Source organism: Polaribacter sp., assembly GCF_965660385.1.
Taxonomy (GTDB): domain Bacteria; phylum Bacteroidota; class Bacteroidia; order Flavobacteriales; family Flavobacteriaceae; genus Polaribacter.
The window spans coordinates 25,156-50,601 of the sequence record NZ_CBFHZT010000021.1 but is presented as its reverse complement, the minus strand read 5'-3'; the positions used below and the strand labels follow the sequence as shown (position 1 = coordinate 50,601).

The following is a 25,446-nucleotide window of genomic DNA, read 5'->3' as shown; positions in this document are numbered from 1 at the left end:
AAAATTTCTAAGCGTAACACTTTAACTTTTTCATTTAACATGTGATAAAAGTCATGCTTTCCTTTTGCATTCGGTTATAATTTTGCATAATAATCTACTATTTATGATTAACAATAATCAAGTATGTATTGGCAAGCAATTTAACTACTTAAAAAGTTTATCTACCGCTGAAAAAGACTCATTTTTTCAGCAAAGTAAGCTCATCAAATTAAAAAAAGATGAAATTGTTTTCTTAGAAAACGACCGTTTAAAAACACTTTATGCCATTTGTGAAGGTGCCTGTAAATTTACCTTTATAGATGATAAAGGCAAGGAACACATTACCAAAATTTTAGGTAAAGGTGATCTTATGGGCAGACACTCAATAATTAGTAATAAAGGAGCGTTATTTACAGCTACTGCAATTTCAGATACTTTAATTTATACCATACATAAAAATACTTTTCTACAAAATTTAGAGCAAAACAACTCCTTTTGTCAAGATGTTTTAAAAGGATTTATTTATGATACCGAAGATGAAACTGAGACAATTACTTACTTTAAAAATAACAGAAAACTAAAAATTCGCTTAGCTGGTTTGTTATTATATTTATCTAAAAAATTTGGCACACAGAAAAAAGGTTGGCTAAATGTGGCTCCTAAAAGAAAAGATTTGGCCAATATTTTGGGGACTACAAACGAATATGTAATTTCTTTATTAACTTCTTTTAAAGAAAAAAATTACATAAGTCTTAAAAGAGATAATATTAAAATTAACTCAAAAAAAGAACTTCTTATATTTATCAATTCTAAATAAAGAATGTTAAACCTATAAATTTATAGGTTTTATTTTTTTTAAGCCTTTATATTTGTGTAGATCTAAATTTTATAGATTTATGGCACATGAAGAGCAAGAAAAACGTTGCGAAAGTTGCATTGTAAGACAGTTTAATAATTTACGTGCATTAAGTAAAGAAGAACTAAAATTAGTTTCTGATGCAAAAGTGACAAAAAAAATAAAAAAAGGTGATACAATTTTTGAGGAGGGAGAAAAATTGAATGGTATATTCTGCGTTAGAAATGGAGTCTCTAAGGTATCTAAACTAAGCTCTAATGGAAAAGATCAAATCATTAAATTAGTTACTAAAGGTGAAGTTTTAGGGCAAAGTTCTATTATTTCTGATGAAACTTCAAAACTAAGTGCAACTGCCATAAATGATATGGAGGTTTGTTTTATTCCAAAAGAAAAAATTGCAACACCATTACAAGCAAACCCAGAATTTACCATGAGTGTTCTTAAAACTATGGTAAAAGAATTGAATGAATCTAACGAAAGCATACTTCGTTTATCTCAAAAAAATGTTAAACAAAGAATTGCACAAGCCTTGTTATACATTCAAAAAAATTATGGCGAAGATGATGAAGGTTTTTTAAACCTAAGTTTGTCTCGCGAAGATTTAGCGAATGTTGTAGGCACAGCTGTAGAAACCTGTATTCGAAATATTTCTATGTTTAAAAAAGAGGGCTACATTAAACAATCAAAAAAAAGAATAGCAATTATCAATTCTAAAAAATTAGAACGATTTATTGAAGATTTTGATTATTAATCTTTGTTTATAATCAATTTAAGTTAAATGACAAAAGTCATTTTTTGCCCTTCATTTTGGTATTAGTTTTACATCTTTAAAACGAAACAAAATGAGAACAACTGTAATCATAGAAAATTTAAGATGCGATGATTGTAAAAAAACAGTTGCAACAGCTGTTGAAAGGTTTAAAGGCATTAGTAATTTTACCATTGATATTGCAACAGGGAGTCTAAGTTTTGACTATAGAAGCCACAACGCAATGGAAGGCTTACGTTTTTATTTAAGCAAAATTGGATACCCAATTACTGAAGACACTAGCTTGATTAAAAATAAAAATGTGGACGCCGATTATTTTCCTTTTGATGAGCCTTCTTAATTCAATACGTATTTATTGATAAACTTTACTCAATCAATAAGTAAACGTTTTATATTTTTTCTTCAGATTATAAAATTCAAAATACACCTACTTATTTTAGCTTTTCAAAGACTTATGTTTTTAGCTTAATTGTTCGTTAGTTTATTTAAAAGACGAAAAACAGATTACACTAGCGTTGAGTAACTTAAATTCGAAAATTTAAATTTTAAAAAATTTAGTACAATTGTTACTGAACACCTAAATTTTAATTACGCTATTGAATAAAGGCTAAAGCATCTGGCACATCACCAGTACCAATGGTACTTACAATTTTAAAAGTTTTCATATCTATCACTTCAATTTTATTCGCATTAGAGTTAGATACAAATGCATATTTACCATTAGGATGCATTAATATATTTACAGGACGTGGTGTGTGATATAATAATTTTTCAATAATTGTTGTTTTTCCATGAAGCATAATTGTTTTAACCTTCTCCTTAGATTGTTGGTTAAATACATCTATTGTACCATCAGTGGCATTTACTACTAGACAGTATTTACCATCTACAGAAAACTTTAATTTTAAAGATTCGTTGCCAGAAATTATAGTATGTATAACTTTATTGGTTTTGGTATCAATAACTGTTATTTCGTTTTCTTTGGTATTGGTAACCCATAGTTCAGAACCATCAGGTGTAATATCAATTCCTTTTCTACCAATACCACAAGAAATAATTTTAATTACTTTATCTGTGTTTAAGTCGATGACACTTACAGTACCTGAATTTATATTCGTTGTGTAAGCAATGGCTTTCTTTGGATGAAATACAGCAAGGTGACTCTTTTTTTGGTTGGTTTTAATCTCTTTTTCTACATTTTCAGTTTCAATATTTAACACCAACAACTTGTTCGTTACATAATCTACAACAGCCACTTTATTAGGCTCAGGATATTGAACAATACCATTAACTTTTATATTTTCTTTTAAATCTATTCTTTTTTTAACTTTATTTAACTTTGTATCAATAATTTTTAAGTCAAAATCAATATCAGACCCATAGTTTGTAAGAACTATATTTTGATTGTCTGAGGTTGCTACAGCTTCATAGGATAGCATATCTATAGGGATTTCTTTTATTTCTTCTCCTGTTGATAAATTAAAAACTTGCACATCTTCACTTAACTTACTTATAATATACAATTTACCATTGGTACTAATGTTATAAGTAGGTAATCTAAAAATAAGAATAGCAATTCTAAGTATTATAAAGAATAACCCAAAAAATAGTATTAAATATTTTAAACGCTTCATTAATTTTTTTAAAAAAATATTTTTTAGCTCGCAAATTTAGTTAATTATTGCCAAGCCATCTGGCATTTGTCCTACTTTAATACTACTTACAATTTTAAAAGATTTCATATCAATAACCTCTACCCTACCAGCTGTAAAATTTGAAACAAATGCATACAAACCATTAGGATGCATCAGGATTCCTACTGGACGTGGTGTACGATACACTATTTTTTCAACAATATTTTTTTTACCAGGTATTTTTATGGTAGAAATTTGTTTTTTCATTTTAGCATCATAAACAGAAATTGTTCCATCACTGGAATTAGAAACCAAACAGTACAATCCATCAGTAGAAAATTTTAATCGTAAAGGTTCTTTGCCTGTAGGGATAGTTGTTAACGTTTCGTAAGTTTCTGTATTGATGACAGCAATCGAATTTTCTTCAATATTAGTTACCCAAAGTTCAGAACCATCTAAAGAAATATCAATACCTTCTACTTTATTGGTAAATGGAATAATTTTTACAACGGAATCTAGCTCCATATCAATAACACTTACAGAACCAGAATTTATATTTGAAACATAAATTAGTGGTTTTATAGGATGTTGCACTAATAAATGACTAAACTTTTGTTGTGTAGCTATTTGCTTTTCTAATTTACCTGTTTCTATATTAACAATAGATAAATGATTCCCAATATCTGTTACAACACCTACTTTATTAGATTCTTTAAGTGCAATAATTCCATGGGGTTTAGAGCTTTTACCCAATGAAATTTTATGGGTAATCTGATTATCGGTTGGATTAATTACAGTTAAATTATTTTCGTTTGTGTCTGAAACCCCATAATTAGTGACAACTATACTGTTTAATTTTTTAACAAATGCTGCTTCATGAGGTTCTACTGTTATTGAGAGTTCTTTTACTTCTTTACCTTTTAACAAATCGAAAATAGTAACGCTCTTACTTACCTTATTAACGATGTATAGTGTACCCTCTGTTTTAATGGAATAGGTAGGTTGTTTCATCAAATAAAAAACTACAAGGCCTAAAAAAAACAATCCTAGAACAACGATTACTGCCTTTAATTTTCTCATAAAATATTAGATTTAAATTGCTCAATTGCATATTTACAGGCTCTTGCTGTAAGCGCCATATAGGTTAAAGACGGATTTTGACATGCAGAAGAAGTCATACAACTACCATCTGTAATAAATACATTTTTCACGTCATGCATTTGATTATATTTATTTAAAACTGATGTTTTAGGGTCATTCCCCATTCTTGCTGTTCCCATTTCATGTACTGCAGATCCTGGAGGTGGACTGGTTCTATAACTGCCCACATTTTCAAAACCTGCTTTTCTTAGCATATCTTCGCTGGCCTGAGTCATATGTTCCATCATTGCTTTTTCATTGGGTCCATACTCAAAATGAACTTTTACAAGTGGTAAGCCCCACTGATCTACATTATTTTTATCTAAAGAAATTTTATTATCATAATAAGGTAATACTTCTCCTCTACCACCCAACGAAATTTTCCATTTTCCAGGAGTTTCTAATTGCGCTTTTAATTCAGCACCAAAACCAGTTGTGGGTTTCGATTCCCAGTTTTCTCTTTCTCCTTTTCCCTGTATTCCATATCCTCTTACAAAATCTTTAGTTTGTGTTTGATCATTTAGGTTTTGAAATCTTGGAATATAAATAGTACCTGGAGATCTCCCCTTATAATATTTATCTAACAAACCATTAAAGGTTCCATAAGTACCTTCATTTACAATGTGATCCATTAAGTTATGGCCAACTTGAAGGCTAGAATTCCCTAAACCATTTGGAAAATTCTCTGATACAGAGTTTAATAAAATCGATGCTGTACCTATTGTTGAAGCATTTAAAAAAATGATGCGTGCATAATAATTCATCTCTTTTTTGGTAATAGCATCAATAATGGAAACTCCTACAGCTTTTGCTGTGTCTTTATCATAAAGAACTTCTTTTACAATTGAATTTTCTCTTAAGGTTAGTTTGCCAGTATTGTTTGCGTCTACAAGTGTTGATGTATTACTATTAAAATAACCAGAATATGGGCAACCTCTACTGCACAAATTACGATACATACATCTACCTCTCCCTTTTTTATATTCTGTTAAATTTGCAACTCTACCATTAATAATTACGCGATCTGAGTATTGTTTACCCACACTTTCTTTTAAGTGTTTTTCTACAGCATTCATTGGTATTGGTGGTAAAAAAACACCATCTGGCACGTGTTCTAATCCTTCCAAACTTCCACTAACCCCAACATATTCTTCTACATAATCGTACCATTTTTCTAAATCTGAATATCGAATAGGCCAATCAACTCCATAACCATCTTTTTTGTTTGCCTCAAAATCGATATCTGCCAATCGATAACTTAAACGCCCCCAAGTTAAAGAGCGACCACCCACTTGATAACCTCGTATCCATTTAAAAGGTTTTTCTTGAATATAAGGATGCTCTTTATCATTTACATAAAAATCTTTATTACCAGCATCACAGTGGCTACTTTGAATTGGTCTTTCTTCTAACTCTTCTTTAGTTAAATGATTTCTATATTTAAAATCCCAAGGATCGTTGGAAGAGGTTTTAAATTCTTTATCTCCACCACGTTCTAAAACCAATGTTTTTAGTCCGCCTTCTGTGAGTTCTTTAGCTGCCCAGCCTCCACTAATTCCAGACCCAACAACTATAGCATCAAAAGTATTTTTGTCTGTTTGTGTTTTCATCATAATATTATCTTGTTGCCCAAGCTTTTTGGTTTGGTTGTAATGTTGTAATTGCTATATATTTTCCTGGAGCACGATCATAAGCTAACATCTGTGTGGCTCCAATTTCTGAAGTACAATATCCTTCTACTGTTAATGTTTTAAGTATTTTAAAAAAAGATCTTCCTCTTATTTTAGTATCAATTTTAGTCAATATACTATTTGGATCACTATTTGTATCAAGGTTTTTTAGCAATGCTGTTTTTTGTGTTATAGTACAGTTTTCAAAAGTAGTATCGTAATCGCTTAAAGTAGTTTCTTGCAAATCGCTTAATCCATTAAAAAAAGTATTAAACTCTTTATTTGATGAACAAGCTTCCATAAAATCGATGATATAATCTTGCACATTTGCTTCTTTTGCACCAGGTGTATCTGTGGGCGGAATAATTACATCTACCAATTCTGCGATTAAACTTTTATGATCATTTAATTTTCCTCTATTCGATGTTCCATAAAAAAAACGAATCCCTTTATAAGAAGCGAAACTTATGCCTGTAATGGCTAAAATACCTCCAATCGCTTTTCTTCTATCCATAATTGATTTTATTTTGTTTCTAAATTGATATTTTTAAGCTGCTCTTTTTGATCTTTCCCAATTTACGGATTGCGATTTTTTTAGATATCTAAAAAAGCCTAATACAACCGATAAATTCATAATAAAAAAGTAATAAGGCACAAATAATAATTTAATTCTTGTTTCTCTATTCTCTAAAAACCAACCTAATAATGCAGCTGCATAAAAAAGAACCTGTAACCAAAAAAACACAGGATACATTGACAATGTAAACAAGCCTTCATCTACTGCTAACATGGATAAAACAGGAATCAAAAGAATTAAACATAGAGGTGTTAAACTCCAACGCAAAACACGATGTGAAATGTACTGAAATGATAAGGTTCCATATTTAAAAACATTTAATAAAGAACGTAACCTTACAATAGATTGAATACCACCTGCTGAAATTCTAATTTTACGTTTCAATTCTTCTTTCACATTAGCAGAAGCTGTTTCTATAGCATAAGCATCAGGATCATATTGAATAGTGTAACCATCTTGAGCAACACGCAGTGAAATGATAAAATCATCGAGAATGGTATCTTTTTCTACATGTCTGTACAACTCGGTTCTAATCGCAAATAATTCTCCAGCAGCACCCACTACTGAGTACAATTCTGCATCCCATTTTTTTAAGGTAGATTCGTATTTCCAATACAAACCCTCACCTGCTCCAGAAGCCACATCACTTTCTTTATCAACAATTCTTTTTTCTCCAGAAACACAACCCACTTTTGGATGACTAAACAAATTAACAATGCGTCTAATAGATTGTTTGCCTAAGTTTGTATTGGCATCACTAAAAATAACAATGGGTGTTTTTACGAATTCCATTCCACGATTCATAGCGCCAATTTTACCATTTCTTGCATCCAAATGATGCACAGCTGTATTAGGATAGCCTTGTAGCAAATCTGGAGTACCATCATCAGAACCATCAGTAACCCAAATAATGTTTAATTTTTCTTTTGGATATTCCAATTCTAATGAGTTTTTCATTTTAGCTTCCACATAATCTTTTTCATTATAAGCTGCAATAAATAAGGTAACTTCGGGTTCGTAAGTGGTATCTATGGCTTTTTTTTGTCCGATATTAAAAATCCTTCTGATTTTAATAATACCATATAATAGTATTCCATAGCCAACATAAGTGTAGACTATAATGAATAATAAGACCCAAAAAACAATTTCTAGTGTTTTCATATTATTTTACTTTTTCCCAAACTTTAGTTTGGTGGTTATACTGTTTTAAAACTCTAGCAGGATTACCTACAGCCACAGAATAAGGAGGAACATCTTTCGTTACGATACTACCAGCAGCCACTATACAATGTTTGCCAATTGTAACACCAGCAACCACAACTACATTTGCGCCAATCCATGAATTATCTTCGAGAACAATAGGGGAAGTTGATACGCCTTGCACATGAATGGGTAAACTTACATCTTCATAGTTATGATTTAATCCTGATAATGTGATGTTTTGAGCCAGTCTGATATCATTACCTATTGTTACTGGCCCAATAATGGTATTGCTTAGTCCTATTTTAGTTCTATCACCAATAATTACAGGACCAACTCCGTTGTTTATGGCAGAAAAATCTTCAATGGTCGAATCTTCACCCATTTCAAATTTATTCCAGGGTACAACATCCATTCTAGTTCTTGGCCTTACAATTGCTCCTTTTCCTTTTTTGTGATAAAAGGGATTTACAAACCATTTAATCCATAATCTTGGTCTTGTTTGTTTAGGAATAAGGATAGACCAATGCACCAATTTTTTGATGCGTTCGTTCGATTTTATTTTTTCTTTTAATCCCATTGCATATGGTGTTTGGTTGCTTTAATAATTGATTCGTAAATGGCTTTTACGTTATTTTGCCAAGTATGACTTTTTGCAAATGCTATTCTTTTCGCTTTAAGTTCTTCCGAATTTTCGGATAAAGCCTTTTCTATTAAAGCTACATAATCTTCTTTTGTTTCTCCCAAATACACGTTTTCTTTAAACATTTGCATTGCTTTGGTTTGTGTAGCTATAATAGGTTTTCCCATTGCTAAATATTCATCAATTTTTCTTGGGTAGTTGCCAATAGTTAGGTTATTTATTAATTGCGGATTTGTAGCAATATCAAACCCTTTTACATAATTAGGTAACTGAGAGGCATCTTTTCGACCTAAGAAATAAACGTTAGACATGTTGTGCAAATTCGATTTTTTAAAATCATCATCTTCTGGCCCAACTAAAACTACACTCCAGTTTTTTCTTTGTTCAGCAATAAATTCTAACAACTTTATATCTAATCGCAAACTTGTTAAAGACCCAACATATCCTATAACTGGTGATGGGATTTCTTTAAACTCATCTGGTATTTTTATGTTGTTATCTTCATCACTAAAATGCGAAACATCACAACCTTGGCCAACCATATAACTATGTTGATTGTAATTTCTACAGAAATCTTCGAAAAACGCTGAGTTTGTTAACACCACATCTGCTTTTTGAACTACCTGAGGTTCTATACGTTCCCCATGTTTTTGCCAATATGGTACTTTTACCAAATAATCTCGCATATAATAGGCGTACACTTTGGGTTTTAACAAGTCTTTTAAATGCAAACCCAAAAACATAGAACTATCATTAAAAAGAATAAAATCTTTAAAATCCATTCTAGAAATTGCCTTCTTAATGTCGTTTGCATAAATAGATGCGTTTCTTTTATTTAATAATTTAAATAGAAAATGTACTGGAACCGAATTGATAGACTCTACCAAAGATTTAGGATATAAATTCCATAAGTTAGTATCAATTTTTACCAAATCATCTTCTTCTCCATTTTTAATTCTAATTCTTGTTTGAATACTAGGCTTATCTTTTTGACTATTCATCACAGCTCGAGTCATTGGCGGATTTACATATAAAACACGATTATTTTTTGCAAATTCTGAAGCGATGTTTTTACAATTGCTTCCTATTTCAATATCCCAAGCTTGTATACCAAGTACAATAATATCTTTACCTTTAATCATCTCTTTAATTTTTAGAATTTTCAGCATCAATTAACGCGTACAGTTTTAAATAATCTTTAGCCATATTATGCCAAGAAAACTGTTTGCTTCGAGCCAAACCTTTTTTACAAAGTTCGTCTCTATAATTTTTATCATTAATTATTTTAACGATTCCTTGTGTAATTTCTTCAGGTTTAAATGGATCTATGATATGCGCTGCATCTGCTGCAACCTCTGGCATAGAAGAGGTATTCGAGGTTATCACAGGCACATTACATGACATAGCTTCTAACATTGGAATACCAAAACTTTCTCTTAATGATGGATATAAAAACGCGTCGCACTGTGCATAAATTGCAGGCAAATCTGTATTTACAACATAACCCGTTAGTAAAATATCATCAATTAATCCAGGATTTTTAATTTCATTTAAAAGTTTAGTTAACTCTGTTAAATCATAATCTAACATTACTAATTTATGATTTGTACCTGATTCTTTTAAAAAATCTGAAAATGCTTGTAAAGTTCCTTTGGTATTTTTTTTAGGATCTGTATTACCCAAGAAAAAGAAAAACTGATTGGGCAATTTGTATTTATCTTTTACTCTTTTCAATTCTTTTGCATCCGTTATCGGCTTAAAATGCTCGCTTACACCATTGTAAATTGCGTCTAATTTTTCATCGCCTTTTATCCCAAAAAAATCTCCAATTCTATTTTTCTCAAAATGTGAAACTGTAATTACTTTTTTGCTCTTTTTTACAACTCTTGGCACTACTAGTTTTCTGTAAATATTACCAAATTTTTGATACGTACTTGCACTACTCGTTAGTATTTTAGCATAACTACTTTCCATATAAATAATATCATGCAAAATAGTTATTAACGGAATATTTGTAAAAAAAGGTGCTGTATTGCTTGTACAATGTAGCACATCGCAACCATATTTTTTTGCTGCCTTTGGCAAGGCTATTTGCTCCCAAGTTGGGTATGGACCGCCATTTAATTCAATAATTTTAAAGTTGGCTGTTTCCTTAAGAATAGAATTATCTTCATCTGGTTTTACAAAAATAAAATACTCGTTTTTATGATCAATCAACTGAAGATTTTTAATCAATTCTAAAGCAACCATATCCATACCATGTTTTTTCTTACGGAAAATTCTTTGAGCTTCAATACCTATTTTCATAATGCCATATTTTAAAAGTTAATTGCATAATAACTCATAATTCTTTTTTTAATTTTTGGATAAAAAACCACCTCTACAAGATACGAAAACAGCAGCATTAAAAGAAAATATAATGTATATTCAACAATCTTGTTATTGATAAAACTTAAGTAGGATGCCTCAACTACTAAATAATGATGAGAAATGTATATTACATAAGAAAAAGGCGCTATGTACTTAAAAATTCCAAATAATTTATCAAAACCAAACCAGTTTAATTTATTCCATAAAACACCAGTAAACATCGCTATAAAGGCAAATGTAAAATGTCTTAATTCTACAAAAGGAAATGCCACTAAAGGATACTTATAGGTTTTAGTATACTCAAAATTGATGTATAAATTTAGTCCTAAAAGACCCAAGATAATTAGTAAAATATAGGTATAGTTTTTTATTGCTGAAAATGTGTAGGTTTTATTGTTTAAGTAGGTTTCAGCAAATCTGACCCCTATCCACCAAATTGCAAAATACATTACAATTCTGTTTAAAATAAAAGGGTAAAACAGGTATGAAATTGTTGCAATAACTGTAATAATATTAACATACTTGTTTAGTTTTGTTGATTTTACACGACTTGACAACAGAAAAAACAACATATAAAACCACCATTCATAAGACAAAGACCAAAGTACCCCATTACCCATATAAGTAGCTGAAATTACATTTGGTTTTAATGAAATTACATCTTGAAGCATCAACAAATTTCCCAAGAGAGTTTTTACATCAGGATTTGCAAGGCCACCTTCTGCAAAACATTTTATCACATAAGCCAAAATAAATATAAATAAAAGTGGAACATAAATACGAACAAACCTTTTTAAAAAATAGGTCTTAAATGTCTTATTCGAGTTTTTTTCCCAAGTATATTTTATTACAAATCCGCTTAAAATCAAAAACATAATTACTGCCTCAGAACCAAATCGAAATAAAAATCCGATGTTAATTCCGAAAACATATATTTTTTGTGGTAGCATATGAAAAAACACCACATAAAGCGCGGAAAATCCACGAATGGCCTCTAATTTTGCTAGCTTATTATTTTTCATTAGGGGATTTTAAAACTTTTTGCTCTTATTTTTTTTCTTGTATTTCTTCTGAGCTAGAAGTGTGTTGCGTGTGAATAAATGTTTTATTAGCTCCTTTTATTTTTAATAATGATAACAACATCATAAACATGCCTTTTGGTAAACTTGCCAAAGCGCTTAAGGTTTTTAAGTTGTAAAAAGATCTTGGTACAGAAAAAATAAATGAAAGTATGCAAGTTACTGCCAAAATAATCCAATATTTTGAGTAAATGATTTCGTTTTCTAAAAAATAGTTTGCTATCACAAAGCCAATAGTAAATATTTTCACTGCTCCTAATAACAAGATTCTTGGCGGTTGTACAAATTGAATGGCTTTATCAAAATAATCTACATTTCCTTTAATAATTAAATGTTTAATGGCTGATAAAATATCTTTTCTGAAATAATGGAATTGTGCAGATAACCATCTACGTCTTTGATTACCAAACACTTCTGATTTTTGTATTTTTTCGTCATAAACAATAGCATCATTTAAATACATAATTTTACGACCTTCTTTTAGCATTTTTAGTTCAATTTCTTTATCAAAACCACCAATAGCCGTAACTGTAGCCATCAAATCTTTAAAATATTGATATCTAAATGCCATACCAGAACCGATTATTGCAGATGAAAGCCCTAATACCCTATGTCCTTTTCTAAAAATATTATTGTTAATTTCTTCGCTAATTGCATCTAAAACAGCCCAAGAATTATTTACATTTTTTGCTGTTCTATGACCTTGAACTGCAATAAAATCTTGTTCAAAAACTGCATTAATTTTCTTTAAAAAATCGGAAGCCATCACATTATCAGCATCTAAAACCACAGCAATATCATAGTCAGCATCAAGAGTAGCCATAGCTTTATTTAACGCTTTTGACTTAGTACTTTTCTCAAAACTTACTTCAATCAACTTTATTGGTAATGTTTTTAACGTTGCCAACGTTTGTTCTTGAAAAGAATCTGCAATGATAACAACATCATATAAATCTGATGGATAATCTTGTTGTAATGCTAAGTTTGCCACTTCTACTATTACTCCATCTTCTTTGTAACCAGGCACTAAAACTGCCATTTTTTTTATATTTCCATTATCAGAATATGTTTTTTGCCTGTAAAAAAGACTTGCCACAGAAAAAATAAAAATATATAAAGTTGCTAGTCCTAAAACAACTAGTAGAATAATTTGTATAATATTGAATACTAACATAGTAAATAGTAATTGGTTGATGAGAAAAATAAAGAATTGTACTCGTTTATTTTTTCAGTTTTCTTAGCTTATTACGCACTTTTAAACCAAATTCTCTTAAAAAAGGCAAATGCTTACCACTTTTAAGATTGTACATAAAAGATTCTGATTCAAATATCATTTCAAAATTAGCCGTACACAAAACTGGTTTTTTTGATATCCTATTAATTTCTAAGGCCTGATTCAATTCACTTTCTATAAACAACACATAAGGTTTAGACATGTAGGCTTTTGCTTTATGATCTCCATGATTGTTTGCCTTTTGTCTTGCAGCCATATCTGGTAAATCTAACATGATTAAATCGTTGTATTTTATATTTTGCGCTGCAAGCCAAGTTTCTGTTTCTTTTCGATACTTTTCTAAACGAGAAGTTACAATCGTACCAATTTTAGCTCCAGGTATAAATAAAGGAGGTGCGTTTAAAATAAAGTCGATATATTTTTCACCATCATCGTTTTGTTCTGGTGATGGATCTTCACAAAGAACACCATCAATATCAAAACACGCTTTTTCTAATGTTGTATGGTTTAAAATATTCCATTGAAAATAACGAGGTAAAGGCACTATTTCAAAAAAATAATCGACCATTTTTTCTTTTCCAGGAATGATAAAAATGGCACAATACTTTAAATCGAATTTATCTTCGAGATGTTTTAATTTTTCTTTACACTCTATCATTGCAGAGCCAGAAGCAATACTATCATCAACCACTAAAACTTTTTTATGTTCGCCACCTGCTTCAAAAAACTGACTTCTTGCTCCTGCTTTGTATATATGACCATTCAAAAAAGAATCAATATCTGTATAAGGCCTATTTAAATAAAGTGATAAAAGGTTGGCAGGTAACATACCACTTCTTGGCACACCTACTATTAAATCGAAATCACGTGGAATAATACTTAATCTTTTAAGTATAATATTGTTTAAATCCTTTATATTTCTGTAATTCATAATATATAATTTAAGAGGTTTTTATAGTTGATATTTTAATTAAAGATTTTTAGAAATCTTAATGTTTATTATGTTGTACTTAATTCGGTTTCTATTCTTTCTTTTTCAAAAGTTTCTGGTGTAGACATAATTGCCATTGAAGCATAAAACAACAATGCTGTTGGCATACCCCCTAAAATAGCATTACCATAAGAAGCTAACATTATACCTGCCATTCCTGAAATTAAGGCACTCATTTTTATTTTTGTTATTGGATCTCTAATTCGAAACATTACTTTATAAGAAGCAGTACCCAACACAAAAAATAAAACAAATAAGTGATATGTTAAACCAATTACACCCAACTCAGCCCAAATCATTACATACCAACTATCTGTTGCTACATTTGACAAAAATGCGTGAGGCAAAAAACGTTGTGCTTTGTCTCCTGCATGACCAATACCTCCACCAAAAGGCCTTGAAGCTAAATAAGCTTTTAAGATTTTTTGATTATCTAACCTTACTTGAAGTGACTTATTATTAGGATCGAATGCGCCACGCATTCTTCTTATTTGGTAGTTTCCATTTCCAATGGTGGTATATTTAAAAAACACGAAAATAAGCGCTACAAAAATTACACCTGCACTCAAGACTTTTATGTTTTTTCTGAGGACAAAAAATGTCATCAATCCTGCAAATGGCACAGCGATTGAACCTCTTGTACCAGAAATCATCATTCCGTAAAACCCTAAAAGCCCTACAGTGATAAAAAATATTTTAGGAATTCCTTTTTTAGCCATTGAATAAATAAGAAACACAACTCCTGCATAACCTTGATTTCCACCAAATTGCCCTGCATCACTAAAGAAAGAAAAAACCCTAAGTTTACCAAAAAGCACATGGGTTTCAGCCCCACCATTATCTAACCAAGCTTTTTCTGCATAATCAACCCCAAAAACCATTTGCCCAAAGCCTTTTAAAGTAGCAAGAATTGAAAAAACACCCCATACATATAAAAATGTATCTAGCTTTTTATTGGTATCAATTAACATAAAAGTTAAAATCACAAAGAAAAAGAAATAAAAACCTACTCCTCTACCTGCAATCCAAGGCTCTATCATTCTAGCTTCAGGGTTTACTATTTGAAAAATACAATATAACAACCATATCCCTGCTAAAGTTGTAATTGTTTTATTAGCTGGAGACCAATCTACCCGCTCTTTAAATCTAGAAAAAATAAGCGCTAAAAATGTAGTAATCATAATACCATCAACAGCAAAACCTAGTGGTAATCCTTTGATATATCTACCAATGCCAAGTATTACAAAGTTTAGCCCAATTGCAGTGTAAAAGCCTAAAACCGGATTTTTAAATAATAGATTTAAATATACAGCACCAAATACAAGTGCTAAAAAAATACCAACACCCACCAATTTGAGTTTTGCTAGTACTAAAGCAACGAATAGAATACCAGCAAAAAATAATACAATTACCTTAGGATTTGCTAAGGCAGCAGAACCTGACATTTTTTCAAAAGGGTTTATATTTCTATTATTTATATTCAATATATTTAGTATATTTAATTAATAGGTCTACAATTAGGCAAATCGATTTTTTAATATTTTATTTTTTAAGTTTTTGTAAAAATCAATTCCACTAACAAAAATTTCCTTATAAGATAAAGACAGCTCTTTATTTAAAAAGTACATACCCATCCAAATACCTACCAAAGTAAAAATTATGGAGGCTACTGCTACAAGTATTAATGATTCAAAAATAAAAATGGCTATAAAATCACCAATAACATTTGCTGCCACCATTACAAATACTTTAATGGCATTGATATTGGGTTTATTGATACTATCTAATCCTATACCTGTCATTCTATCAATTGGTAATAAAAGACCATAAATAGAAAAGACTCTTACAATATTTACTACGTTAAAACCAGTAACTGGGTCTACTATTAAATACTGCTCTCCTGATAAAATCAACACTAAAAATTCGGCAAAAACAAACGTACCTATACTCATTATTACAAAAAGATAGGTTAAAGCACCTGAGTAGGTGTAGAACAAATCTTTAACCTCATTTACTTTACCCTGTACACTTGCTTTAGACATTTTTGGAAATGCAGTTGCTACAAAACTACGTAATGGAATTTGCTGTAATTCTGTTAACTTTAAAGGTATACTGTATAGGGCTACTGCCTCGTTTCCTAAAGGACTTAAACTTAAAATTAAAGTATCTGCACTTCTTAACAAATTACTACCTATTAATGTAAAAGTGGTATACTTACCAAAATCTAACAAGGTTTTATTTGTAGCTGAAGTTGCTTTGGTAATGAATTTAGTACCATCCCACCCTAAAATTATTGTGATAAAAGATGTAAATGCATTGATGATTAGTAAAGCAATTACCAATTCATTTAAGGACATTTCAAAATAAAAGTAATTGAAAGCAATTGTTAAAAAAAACAACCCACTATTTATAGATTTTACGATTAATATTTTTCCGTATTTTCTGTCTGCTTGTAAAACTACCAAAGCATTATTCCAAGGAAGATTTAAAAAGGCTAATAGTGGATACCATTTAAAAAATAAATGATATCCAGAATTACTAATCGTATCTTTAAATACGGTATTACAAAACAATAAAATTGCTGCAATACCTATTGTTGCACCTAAACCAATTAGGGCATTAGAACCTATAAGTTTGTTTCTTGAAGCTTGGTCTGCACCAGATAAAAAACGAATTAATCCTGTGTTTGTAATACCAAATCGAAACATTTCTACGAAAGAGCCACCAGTGATAAATAACACCCATTCTCCAAAAACATCAATTGATAAACTTCTTGCTAGTAAAGCAAAGCCACTTATACCTAAAAGCGCAATAACAACGTTACCTGCTAGAGATAGAAAATTATCTTCTTTCACTATTTTTTTTAGGATATTCATTGGCCAATTATCAAATTTGAGATTTTGAAAAGAATTGAAACTTAAATATTGCTTTAATTTTTTGTCTGAATTTTGATCGTTTTTTTGGCAAATCGCCTAGCATAGATTCTACTTCATTTATATTAACACCGTTAACAATTATATTGAGTTTTGAACCACAAACATCTCTTAAATTTCGAATTGCAGATTCATCTGCATCAGCCCATGCTCTGTTAGCTCTGCAAACTAGAATGTTTAAATCTGCGTTAAACAATAACTCAGTAGGGTAATTAGAATAAATAATTGCAGGTATTTCTATAATAATATAGTCTAAACTATTATTTAAAGTGATATTATTAGACTCAAAAATATCAGTATGACTTTTAGCGTTATAAAAATCGTTATTTAAATCATAATAATCATATTCAGATGGAGATAAATACGTAGAAACATCTGCTAAAAAAGGATTATCAACATCAATTCGAGGGTCTGGATACCCCAAAATTTTATTTAAAATTGGTGATTTTCCTTTTTGTTTAATTTCTTCTTTTCTTTTCTTGTAATTAAGTAACAATACTTTTTTGCCCTCTTTTTTAAACGTTTTTGCAATATTACCTGCTGTAACTGTTTTACCTTCTAATCTTTGCGTACTAAATACAACTATAATTTTAGTTTTTTTTGTATCCTCTTGAAAACCAAAAAATTGAAATATATTTTGAGTTATAATTTCTATTAATCGATTTTTAATAAATTTTAAATTAAAACTACCTGGATCTAAAATTATTTTAGGTACCATACCTAAAGAGGTAAAACCAGTTTTTTTACTAGCACTTTGAGAATTTTTTAAAGAATCATCAAAATACTCCATCACAAAAATAATTCCTAATGTTAAAATACCTCCTAAAAATGCAGCTGCAATAATTAAGATGGCTCTTTTTGTTGGATTTGGAGAAACTGGATAATAGGGTACATCTATGGTTTTTAAATCTGATGATAATTCACTGTCTTGTAATTTTAGTTTGGCTAAATTTAAACCATGAAGAATTTCTAAATATCCTTGTTCAGAAACGGATATTTCACGTTCTAATCGTTTCATATTAGCACCAGCAGGTGCATAACTTGCGTAAGTTTTTTGAAAATCATTGTTTTGTTTTTGTAAAACTTTAAGTTTGGCTTTTAAGTTTTCTGATTCTACTACATTGTCCATCCAATTTGGCAATAATTTAGAAACAGGTAAACCATCTATTGAATTTTGATAAGAATATAATTCATTTACTCCTTTTTTAATATCATCATTAAGTTGCTGGGTTTGATTTTCTAATTGGTTTATTAATCTAAGGTTTTCTGTATTATTGTTAGATTGGTTATCAGCTTTGATTAAGGCAAGTTTATAATTTAAATCTCCTAATTGTTTTTTCTTGTCTAAAATTAGATTACTTTTTTCTTGTATAACTTCTTGCAGTTCTAATTTTTCTTCTAGTCGTTTTATACCAGCATCTAAACCAGCTAATTCTGCAGTATTTTTTTTAAAGTCGACTTCCATATCTTCTTTAACAACTGCAACTGCTTTACTTTGCTCGTAATAATTAATAATGTTTGAACTTTTATTAAATTCTAGCAGCTTATCCTCAGCATTTTTTAATTCAACTCTAGCCTTATTTAATTCATTTTCAAAATATTTAACAACTGCATCAGACCTATTTTCTTTAATATTTTTGTAGTTTTTTATACAAACACCATTATAAATAGCTAGTGTTTGTTGGCAAATACCAGGGTCATTTACAGTGTAACTTAATTTAATTAAATCGCTACTATTAATTCTTTGGGCTTTAATTTTAGAAATTGCCTCTAAAGAGTAATGATCATCTTCGTCGTAATTTAGCAGTTCGTAAACATAATTGTCATTACTACTTTTCATAAAAGCAGTTAAATTTTCAACTGTTTTTTCGTAATTATTTCTATTGATTTGATCAGGAAAAAGCTTTTCATCAATTCCGTTTATTTTGCTTTCAATGTTTTTATTTTCATATCCAGTAGCAACATAGTCGTATAAATATTTTGGTATTTTTTGTTGAAATTCTTTAAATAAATCTTCAGATATATATTTCGGATTAGCTTCTGGCAACATTAAGTGCAATGCTAATAATCGAATAGCTACCTCTTCTTGAGTTTCTCTTGAATTAATGATATTGATTAAGTTATCAAACGCAGTATTTGTTGCTTGATAATTAAACGTTTTATCCATTTCAATAGATGAGCCTGTAGCTAAACCCGTATATAAAATAGTTTGTGATGAATACTCGAAAGAAGGGTTCATTGTAAGTAAAATTACCAAAACGCCTAACAAAATAGGTACTGTAATTAGTAGTACTATATGCTTTAAGATTAAGCGAACAAAATCAACAATAGTCATCCTTATAATTTTAATTAGTTAAACCAAAGACAAAGCCAGCCATATCCTCTAACATTTTTTTTAATGTAATAAATTCAGACATTGCCTTTTCATATTCTGCCTCCATATTAGCTGTCATGCTATTAATTCTTACATATTCTGATATTGCTACAATACCATTTTTAAATTCTTTTTCTACCATTTGCATGTTTACCCTAGCATCTGCCAAACTTTTAGACCTAATTTGAAGCACTTTGTTTTTAAAAAGCATTTCTTGATAAAGTCTAATAACGGTTTGCCTAATTTCTTGTTTTTGAAATTCTGCCATACTTCTCGCTTCTTCTACCTCTAGCTCTGCAAGTTTTACCTGATTTTTTTTATTTAAAAAATCGAATATTGGAAACTTTAAATAAACCCCTACACTATAATTAAATTGTTTAGCTGTAGTTAATGCTGCAGTGGTATTAATACCATCATTATCGGTAGCAAAATTACTTAAGTTACCATATCGTGTATCTGCCTGAATACCAAAATTTCTTGTCCAATATATGCGTTCTGAAGCCAATGTAGACTCTTTAACACCTACGTGTTGATTTCTGAAATTAACCATAGCACTGTTTTTTATAACAGAGTCTATGATAACCTCTAGAGGTGGAAATTCAAACCTAACATTCCTTAATAAGGTATCTTTTGAGCTATTAAATGCTTGAGCATTTAAGCTACTACATTGTAAAACTAGTAAGCTTATAATAGATACAATTTTAAAAATTTTACTCATTCTAATATACTTCTTTAATTATACAGTATCTGATTGAAATAATGCAGGTACAGTTCTTAATATCAACTTAATATCATACCAAAAAGAATAATTATCACCTTCAAACTGTTCCGCATATTGATTATCTAACCTCATTCTTTCTTCCTCAGACATTTTACCTCCTTTACCTCTTAATTCTACTTGCCATAAACCTGTAATTCCTGGAGGGGCTAAAAATCGTTTTGATAAATCATCACCAGTAAGCACCTCTGCTTCATAAACTGGTAATGGTCTGTTACCTACTATAGACATATCTCCTTTTAAAACATTTATTAGCTGTGGTAATTCATCAATACTAGTGTTTCTAATAAATTTACCCACTTTAGTTATTCTTGGATCGTCTACAATTTTCACAAAAGTTGAATCGTTTTTAGCTGCTTCTCTTTTTTGAATATTAAACCAATAATCGCAAATTTGATGTGTATCAATATACATGATAGGAGAACATGTTTCCCCTTCTGGTAATTTACTGCATTTTGGGCATGGAATATCTAACGAACTATTTTCTGTTTTTACTTCTTCTTTTTTGTATTGATTTTTTTCTGCTGCTAATTTCTTTAACAATTCATCAGAACCTGTTCGCATTGATCTTAATTTATAAAAATCAAACGTTTTTCTACCAACACGTTTAGAGATATAGTATACTTTCCCTTTTGATTCGAGTCTTATCGCTATTATAATTAACAACAAAAATGGAGAGGCTATAATGAGTACTGATGAAGCGACTATAATATCAAACAAACGTTTTGACAATGGCATTTTATAGTTTTCTGATACTACATTTTTAGATGCCTTTTGAGGCTTTGGTTTTTTATGTTCCGTTAAATAAATTAACCTACTTAAAATATCTTTAGGATCGGTTACAGAGGGTACATAAAAATCATCGATATGTTTTTTAAAGGCTGTTTTATAAATTTCAGCACTAAATTCTTTACAAAGTATAACAAATGGTATCGAATCGTATTCACTTTGCGCACGAATCCATTTATAAAGAAAAAAACCGGTATTTCCTGGCAAATAATAATCGCATACTATAGCATCGATATCGTTATTAGCTTCTAAATATCTGGTAGCTTTTAAACTATTTTCTAGATTTACAATTGAGCAATTGTATGCATCAGCATCACTAAAATAATTCTTAATATTACCAATGTATAAAATGTTAAGTTTTGCGCCCATAATATGCGGATTAATTTATAGCTTTAATAATAATGATTACCACTCAATTGCATAATGAATTGGGTACAAATTCTTTTTAACAAGCTCTTCGAGTTCTTCAGGGTTAAATGGCTTTGTTAAGTAATCTTGCGCTCCAAGTCTATAACATTTTATACGCTCTTTACTCTCTGACCTACCAGAAAGCATAACAACAGGGGTGTGTTTGGTAAAACCACGTTGACGAACTTTGGTTAAAAAACCATAACCATCCATTTCTGGCATTTGAATATCACAAATAATAAGATCTGGTATAGTGCCATCAAGCCACTCTAAAGCTTCTATTGGATTACTTTTTGTAATAACTTCAAAATCTTTTGATAAAAAGTTTTGCAATAACATACAAATACTTACTTCATCGTCTAAAACTAATATTGTTTTTTTCATTTTTAATTTATTTTATAGTCGTTTTTCAACTCATTAATAACCTCACTGGCATATAAATTAATGTTTTTAACAGTATGCTTTAAATCGATTTCACCTAATTCGTCTACTGTTTTTTCATCGATTACCAAAAGTTGTTCTTTTAGATTAAAGGCTCCAAAAAAATGAACAGTTGGTTTAATTTTATGAACTTCGTTCTTGATTTTTGAGACATCATTATCTGAAAAAGCGGTGTTGAGTTCTTCAATAAATTTTGGAATTTGATCAATAAAAACTTCAATCATTTTAAATATTGAATCTTTATTGCCTCGACACATTGTATCGACATCTTGAAGATTGTAAGACTTAATTTGTGAACTGTTAGCGTTTGGGGGTAAATTCATAATAGTAACTATTTAATTCTTGATACCTTAAATATAGTATTTAAATTTTAAAGGTAACTTACTTCTTTTAAAAATAATACAATTGTACTAAAAACCTAAAAATTGCTAAACTCATATTTATTGCTTATTAATTTTTTAATGCTATACTAGTTAAATATTTTAACTAGGTTCACAAATCTATAAACATCTGTGTTTCACATATAAAATTAAAACATAAATTGGTATTAAAAATTCGGTTTACAGTTTAATTTTTTTCTTTAAAAATCAACAAAATTAATACAAGATAATATTAAATAAACGTGTAAAAGTAATTAGGGAAATACACTCTTTTTTTAATGTTGTAACTATCATACTATATATTTTTAGGGAATACTTTATAAAGATAGTTTTTTTTTTAAACAAACAAAACCCTGAGTAATAAAAAACAAAATAAATTTTATAGAATCTTTTATAAATTCGATAATGTACTATATTGCATTGAATTCCTGAATTTTTACAAACCATTAATTAGCGGTTAACGAAAAATAACACATGAAAAACAAAAGCAATACAGTTTTAAAAGGTAAAAATGTTCTCGTAGTTGATGATAGTATAATGAATAGAATGGTAGTTAATGTTGTTTTAGAAGACCTAGGCGTAAACGTTTATGAAGCATCTGATGGAGAACAAGCTGTAAACTTCTTAAAAAACAATACCACCGATTTAATTTTAATGGACTTAAAAATGCCCATTTTAGATGGTTTTGAAGCAACAAAAGCTATAAGACAAGAATTAAAATTAACAACACCAATTATAGCGTTAACAGCTAACTCTTTAGAGGAAGAAAGAGAAAAATGCTTAGAACTGGGCATGAATTATTACCTTTCTAAACCTTATGATAGAGAAGTTTTTATTGATTTGATTACAAGTCACATCAATACAAATTAGAAAATAAAAATAATTTGAAATAAAATAATCTAGGCTTTTATAGGTAGATTCTATAACAAGCTGTTATTTTTTTAATGAAACTATAATATAATTTAATGAGCATTAACAATGTACGTATTAGCTAAATACCATTCGTCAACACTTTCTTTCTTTTTAACTTGACCAATTATTCAATAATCTCTATTTTAAAAAATAGAAACATACATTAGTTATTTTTGCTGTATATAATAACCATCAGATTAAAAACTGTAAAAAAACATAAGATTATGAAAACCTTTCCCTCTATTGCATTAGTAATGATTCTTTTAATTTTAAATTCATGTGATAATAAATTCCCTCAAGAGGATTTAACCCCAGAAACCACCACAATTAACAATTTAAATGCAAGTGCTAACTTTGATTGGAGTAATACTACCAAAACAAAACTAAGCATCTTTACAAAAGACAACGCAAATAATCCTGTAGCTAATGTAAAAGTAAGCGTTTGGACCAACACAGAAGATGAAAATGGATTTGAAATAACAAACGGCGTTACAAATAGCCAAGGTGAATTAAGCTTTAATTATGACTTTGAAGCTGATATGACAGATGTTGTTTTAAAAACAGACTTTATTGGTTTTATTCCTGAAGTAAAAGTGCCTATAGAAAATGGTAACGTATATTACACATTTGGTGGTAAAGTTAGCAACAAAGCTAGAGCAGGTTCTAAAAACAACACAGTAAACAAAAAAGTAAGCAATACACTTCAAAGAAAATTTAATGCAAACATTAAGATCAATTATATTGGGGGATATAATGGTAATGGTGTACCAAATTATTTAGAGGATGAAGGAGACTATGTTAGTGGAGATTTTTTAAATGATATTAATGCGGCTTTACCAGAAAACAGACCTGTACCAGAATATCACCCTGAATATTTAACGGGTGTAAACGAACAAAATTTGGTAATTTTAGACAAAGCAGATGTCTGGGTTACTTTTGTTTCTGAAGGAGCTGGATATAGAAATGTACTGGCATATTACACTTATGATAGAGATTTTCCTCCAAAAACTGCTGCAGATATTACAGAATGTACAGTTATCTTTCCTAATGCATCTTTCGAATATTCTGGTGGTGGTCTACGCTCTGGAGATAAAGTATACTTAGGTACTTTTGAAAAAAACACAGTTGTTGGTTGGGTATTGATGAGAGATGGTTGGCATGGTCCTTCTCAAGAAGTTAGAGAAGGTAGGGGTTTATTATATTCAAATTTAGAATTAAATCCAGAAGAAAACATCGAACATCGTCAGCATTCTGTATTACTTTTAGATAAAGAAAGGGATGTTATTTTAATTGCTTTCGAAGATTTAATTCGTCCTTATGGTGATAATGATTTTAACGATGCTGTTTTTTATGCATCAGCAAATCCTATAGAAAATGTTGAAATTGAAAATATTCAGATTTCAAACCCTGATCCAGTTGACACAGATGATGATGGAGTCTTTGATAGTTTTGATGATTATCCAGAAGATCCTGAGCGTGCATTCAATAATTATTACCCTAATAGCACCAACTTTGGTTCTTTAGCTTATGAAGATTTATGGCCATCAACTGGAGATTATGACTTTAACGACCTAATTATAGATTATAATTTTAATAGAATTACAAACGCAGACAATAACGTAGTTGCTTTAGAGGGTAAATTTATTGTAAGAGCTATTGGTGCCAATTATGAAAATGGTTTTGGATTTACAATAGATGGTATAAATCCTTCTTTAGTTGAATCTGTTACTGGAACAGAATACACAGAGGGTTACATACAAAACAATGCCAATGGAACAGAAGCCAACCAAAGTGATGCCACCATAATTGTGTTTGATAATGCCAAAAAACATGGCTTTGCGAATACTAGACAAGATCAAATATTTCAACAAGCAGACACGTTAAAGGTAAATATTAAACTAACAACACCTGTAAACCAAGATGCTTTTGGGGTAGCACCATATAATCCATTTATTATTATTAATAAAGAAAGAGGTAAAGAAGTGCACTTAGCAAATTATAAACCAAGTGATTTGGCAGATACTTCTATATTTGGTGATGCTGCTGACGATACCAAACCAAACAGTGGTAAATATTATAAAACAGTAGATAATTTACCTTGGGCGATTAATTTTCCAAGTAAATTTGAATATCCTATTGAAAATGCAAGTATAGATACTGCTCACTTAAATTTTATCAGTTGGGTTTTAAGTGATGGATTTGAATATAAAGATTGGTACAAGAATAATGTTAACTACAGAAATTCTAGTAATATTTATAGCGAATAATCGTATATTTTAAAACATAAAT

Annotated in this window: 23 protein-coding genes; 5 read left to right on the top strand and 18 right to left on the bottom strand. The window is 29.8% G+C overall.

Annotation, left to right across the window (positions count from 1 at the left end; genetic code table 11):
• The first annotated feature begins 103 nt into the window (after window positions 1-103).
• The 3 genes from ACTG3V_RS08355 to ACTG3V_RS08345 all read left to right on the top strand — a co-directional run bounded on the left by ACTG3V_RS08355 (window position 104) and on the right by ACTG3V_RS08345 (window position 1,944).
• Window positions 104-796 (top strand): Crp/Fnr family transcriptional regulator, encoded by a 693-nt coding sequence (locus ACTG3V_RS08355; RefSeq protein ID WP_439131704.1) that lies wholly within the window; start codon window positions 104-106, stop codon window positions 794-796.
• Between the two features lie 79 nt (window positions 797-875).
• Window positions 876-1,586: a Crp/Fnr family transcriptional regulator gene (locus ACTG3V_RS08350; RefSeq protein WP_439131703.1), complete on the top strand. Its 711-nt coding sequence runs from the start codon at window positions 876-878 to the stop codon at window positions 1,584-1,586.
• A 91-nt stretch (window positions 1,587-1,677) separates the two neighbouring features.
• Window positions 1,678-1,944, top strand: coding sequence for a heavy-metal-associated domain-containing protein (locus ACTG3V_RS08345; RefSeq protein WP_439131702.1), 267 nt, complete (start codon window positions 1,678-1,680; stop codon window positions 1,942-1,944).
• A gap of 253 nt (window positions 1,945-2,197) precedes the next feature.
• Here ACTG3V_RS08345 and ACTG3V_RS08340 read toward each other — a convergent pair whose 3' ends face one another.
• The 18 genes from ACTG3V_RS08340 to ACTG3V_RS08255 all read right to left on the bottom strand — a co-directional run bounded on the left by ACTG3V_RS08340 (window position 2,198) and on the right by ACTG3V_RS08255 (window position 22,188).
• Entirely contained in the window at window positions 2,198-3,238 is a 1,041-nt protein-coding gene (locus ACTG3V_RS08340) for a YncE family protein (protein ID WP_439131701.1), read from the bottom strand.
• A 36-nt stretch (window positions 3,239-3,274) separates the two neighbouring features.
• On the bottom strand, window positions 3,275-4,318 hold the full coding sequence (locus ACTG3V_RS08335; protein WP_439131700.1) for a cytochrome D1 domain-containing protein: 1,044 nt from the start codon (window positions 4,316-4,318) through the stop codon (window positions 3,275-3,277).
• Window positions 4,315-5,991, bottom strand: coding sequence for a GMC oxidoreductase (locus ACTG3V_RS08330; protein ID WP_439131699.1), 1,677 nt, complete (start codon window positions 5,989-5,991; stop codon window positions 4,315-4,317). Before ACTG3V_RS08330 ends, ACTG3V_RS08335 begins: the two co-directional genes overlap by 4 nt.
• 4 nt (window positions 5,992-5,995) lie before the next feature.
• Window positions 5,996-6,562: a gluconate 2-dehydrogenase subunit 3 family protein gene (locus ACTG3V_RS08325; RefSeq protein ID WP_439131698.1), complete on the bottom strand. Its 567-nt coding sequence runs from the start codon at window positions 6,560-6,562 to the stop codon at window positions 5,996-5,998.
• Window positions 6,563-6,595: 33 nt separating this feature from the next.
• Window positions 6,596-7,786 carry a glycosyltransferase family 2 protein gene (locus ACTG3V_RS08320; protein WP_439131697.1) on the bottom strand — a complete coding sequence of 397 codons (1,191 nt, stop codon included), beginning with the start codon at window positions 7,784-7,786 and terminating at the stop codon, window positions 6,596-6,598.
• A 1-nt stretch (window position 7,787) separates the two neighbouring features.
• Window positions 7,788-8,405, bottom strand: coding sequence for an acyltransferase (locus ACTG3V_RS08315; RefSeq protein WP_439131696.1), 618 nt, complete (start codon window positions 8,403-8,405; stop codon window positions 7,788-7,790).
• Window positions 8,396-9,610 carry a glycosyltransferase gene (locus ACTG3V_RS08310; RefSeq protein ID WP_439131695.1) on the bottom strand — a complete coding sequence of 405 codons (1,215 nt, stop codon included), beginning with the start codon at window positions 9,608-9,610 and terminating at the stop codon, window positions 8,396-8,398. The genes ACTG3V_RS08315 and ACTG3V_RS08310 overlap by 10 nt, the downstream gene beginning before the upstream one ends.
• Window positions 9,611-9,614: 4 nt before the next feature.
• The gene (locus tag ACTG3V_RS08305) at window positions 9,615-10,775 is read right to left on the bottom strand and encodes a glycosyltransferase family 4 protein (protein WP_439131694.1); all 1,161 of its coding nucleotides are present in this window, start codon (window positions 10,773-10,775) and stop codon (window positions 9,615-9,617) included.
• A gap of 11 nt (window positions 10,776-10,786) precedes the next feature.
• Entirely contained in the window at window positions 10,787-11,860 is a 1,074-nt protein-coding gene (locus ACTG3V_RS08300) for an acyltransferase family protein (protein ID WP_439131693.1), read from the bottom strand.
• A 25-nt stretch (window positions 11,861-11,885) separates the two neighbouring features.
• Window positions 11,886-13,091, bottom strand: a complete 1,206-nt coding sequence (locus tag ACTG3V_RS08295; RefSeq protein WP_439131692.1) for a glycosyltransferase — start codon at window positions 13,089-13,091, stop codon at window positions 11,886-11,888.
• Window positions 13,092-13,137: 46 nt separating this feature from the next.
• Window positions 13,138-14,082, bottom strand: coding sequence for a phosphoribosyltransferase (locus tag ACTG3V_RS08290; protein ID WP_439131691.1), 945 nt, complete (start codon window positions 14,080-14,082; stop codon window positions 13,138-13,140).
• A 68-nt stretch (window positions 14,083-14,150) separates the two neighbouring features.
• The gene (locus ACTG3V_RS08285) at window positions 14,151-15,587 is read right to left on the bottom strand and encodes an O-antigen ligase family protein (protein ID WP_439131690.1); all 1,437 of its coding nucleotides are present in this window, start codon (window positions 15,585-15,587) and stop codon (window positions 14,151-14,153) included.
• Between the two features lie 72 nt (window positions 15,588-15,659).
• The gene (locus ACTG3V_RS08280) at window positions 15,660-17,018 is read right to left on the bottom strand and encodes a lipopolysaccharide biosynthesis protein (RefSeq protein WP_439131689.1); all 1,359 of its coding nucleotides are present in this window, start codon (window positions 17,016-17,018) and stop codon (window positions 15,660-15,662) included.
• A gap of 10 nt (window positions 17,019-17,028) precedes the next feature.
• Complete coding sequence (locus ACTG3V_RS08275; protein WP_439131688.1) at window positions 17,029-19,410, bottom strand: GumC family protein; 2,382 nt, start codon at window positions 19,408-19,410, stop codon at window positions 17,029-17,031.
• 10 nt (window positions 19,411-19,420) lie between these two features.
• Window positions 19,421-20,167, bottom strand: coding sequence for a TolC family protein (locus tag ACTG3V_RS08270; RefSeq protein ID WP_439131687.1), 747 nt, complete (start codon window positions 20,165-20,167; stop codon window positions 19,421-19,423).
• Between the two features lie 18 nt (window positions 20,168-20,185).
• Window positions 20,186-21,385 carry a sugar transferase gene (locus ACTG3V_RS08265; RefSeq protein WP_439131686.1) on the bottom strand — a complete coding sequence of 400 codons (1,200 nt, stop codon included), beginning with the start codon at window positions 21,383-21,385 and terminating at the stop codon, window positions 20,186-20,188.
• A gap of 36 nt (window positions 21,386-21,421) precedes the next feature.
• Window positions 21,422-21,808, bottom strand: a complete 387-nt coding sequence (locus tag ACTG3V_RS08260) for a response regulator (protein ID WP_439131685.1) — start codon at window positions 21,806-21,808, stop codon at window positions 21,422-21,424.
• Between the two features lie 2 nt (window positions 21,809-21,810).
• The gene (locus tag ACTG3V_RS08255) at window positions 21,811-22,188 is read right to left on the bottom strand and encodes an Hpt domain-containing protein (RefSeq protein WP_439131684.1); all 378 of its coding nucleotides are present in this window, start codon (window positions 22,186-22,188) and stop codon (window positions 21,811-21,813) included.
• A 531-nt stretch (window positions 22,189-22,719) separates the two neighbouring features.
• Here ACTG3V_RS08255 and ACTG3V_RS08250 point away from each other — a divergent pair.
• On the top strand, window positions 22,720-23,115 hold the full coding sequence (locus ACTG3V_RS08250) for a response regulator (RefSeq protein ID WP_439131683.1): 396 nt from the start codon (window positions 22,720-22,722) through the stop codon (window positions 23,113-23,115).
• 266 nt (window positions 23,116-23,381) lie between these two features.
• Window positions 23,382-25,424: an LruC domain-containing protein gene (locus ACTG3V_RS08245; protein WP_439131682.1), complete on the top strand. Its 2,043-nt coding sequence runs from the start codon at window positions 23,382-23,384 to the stop codon at window positions 25,422-25,424.
• Window positions 25,425-25,446: the final 22 nt, after the last annotated feature.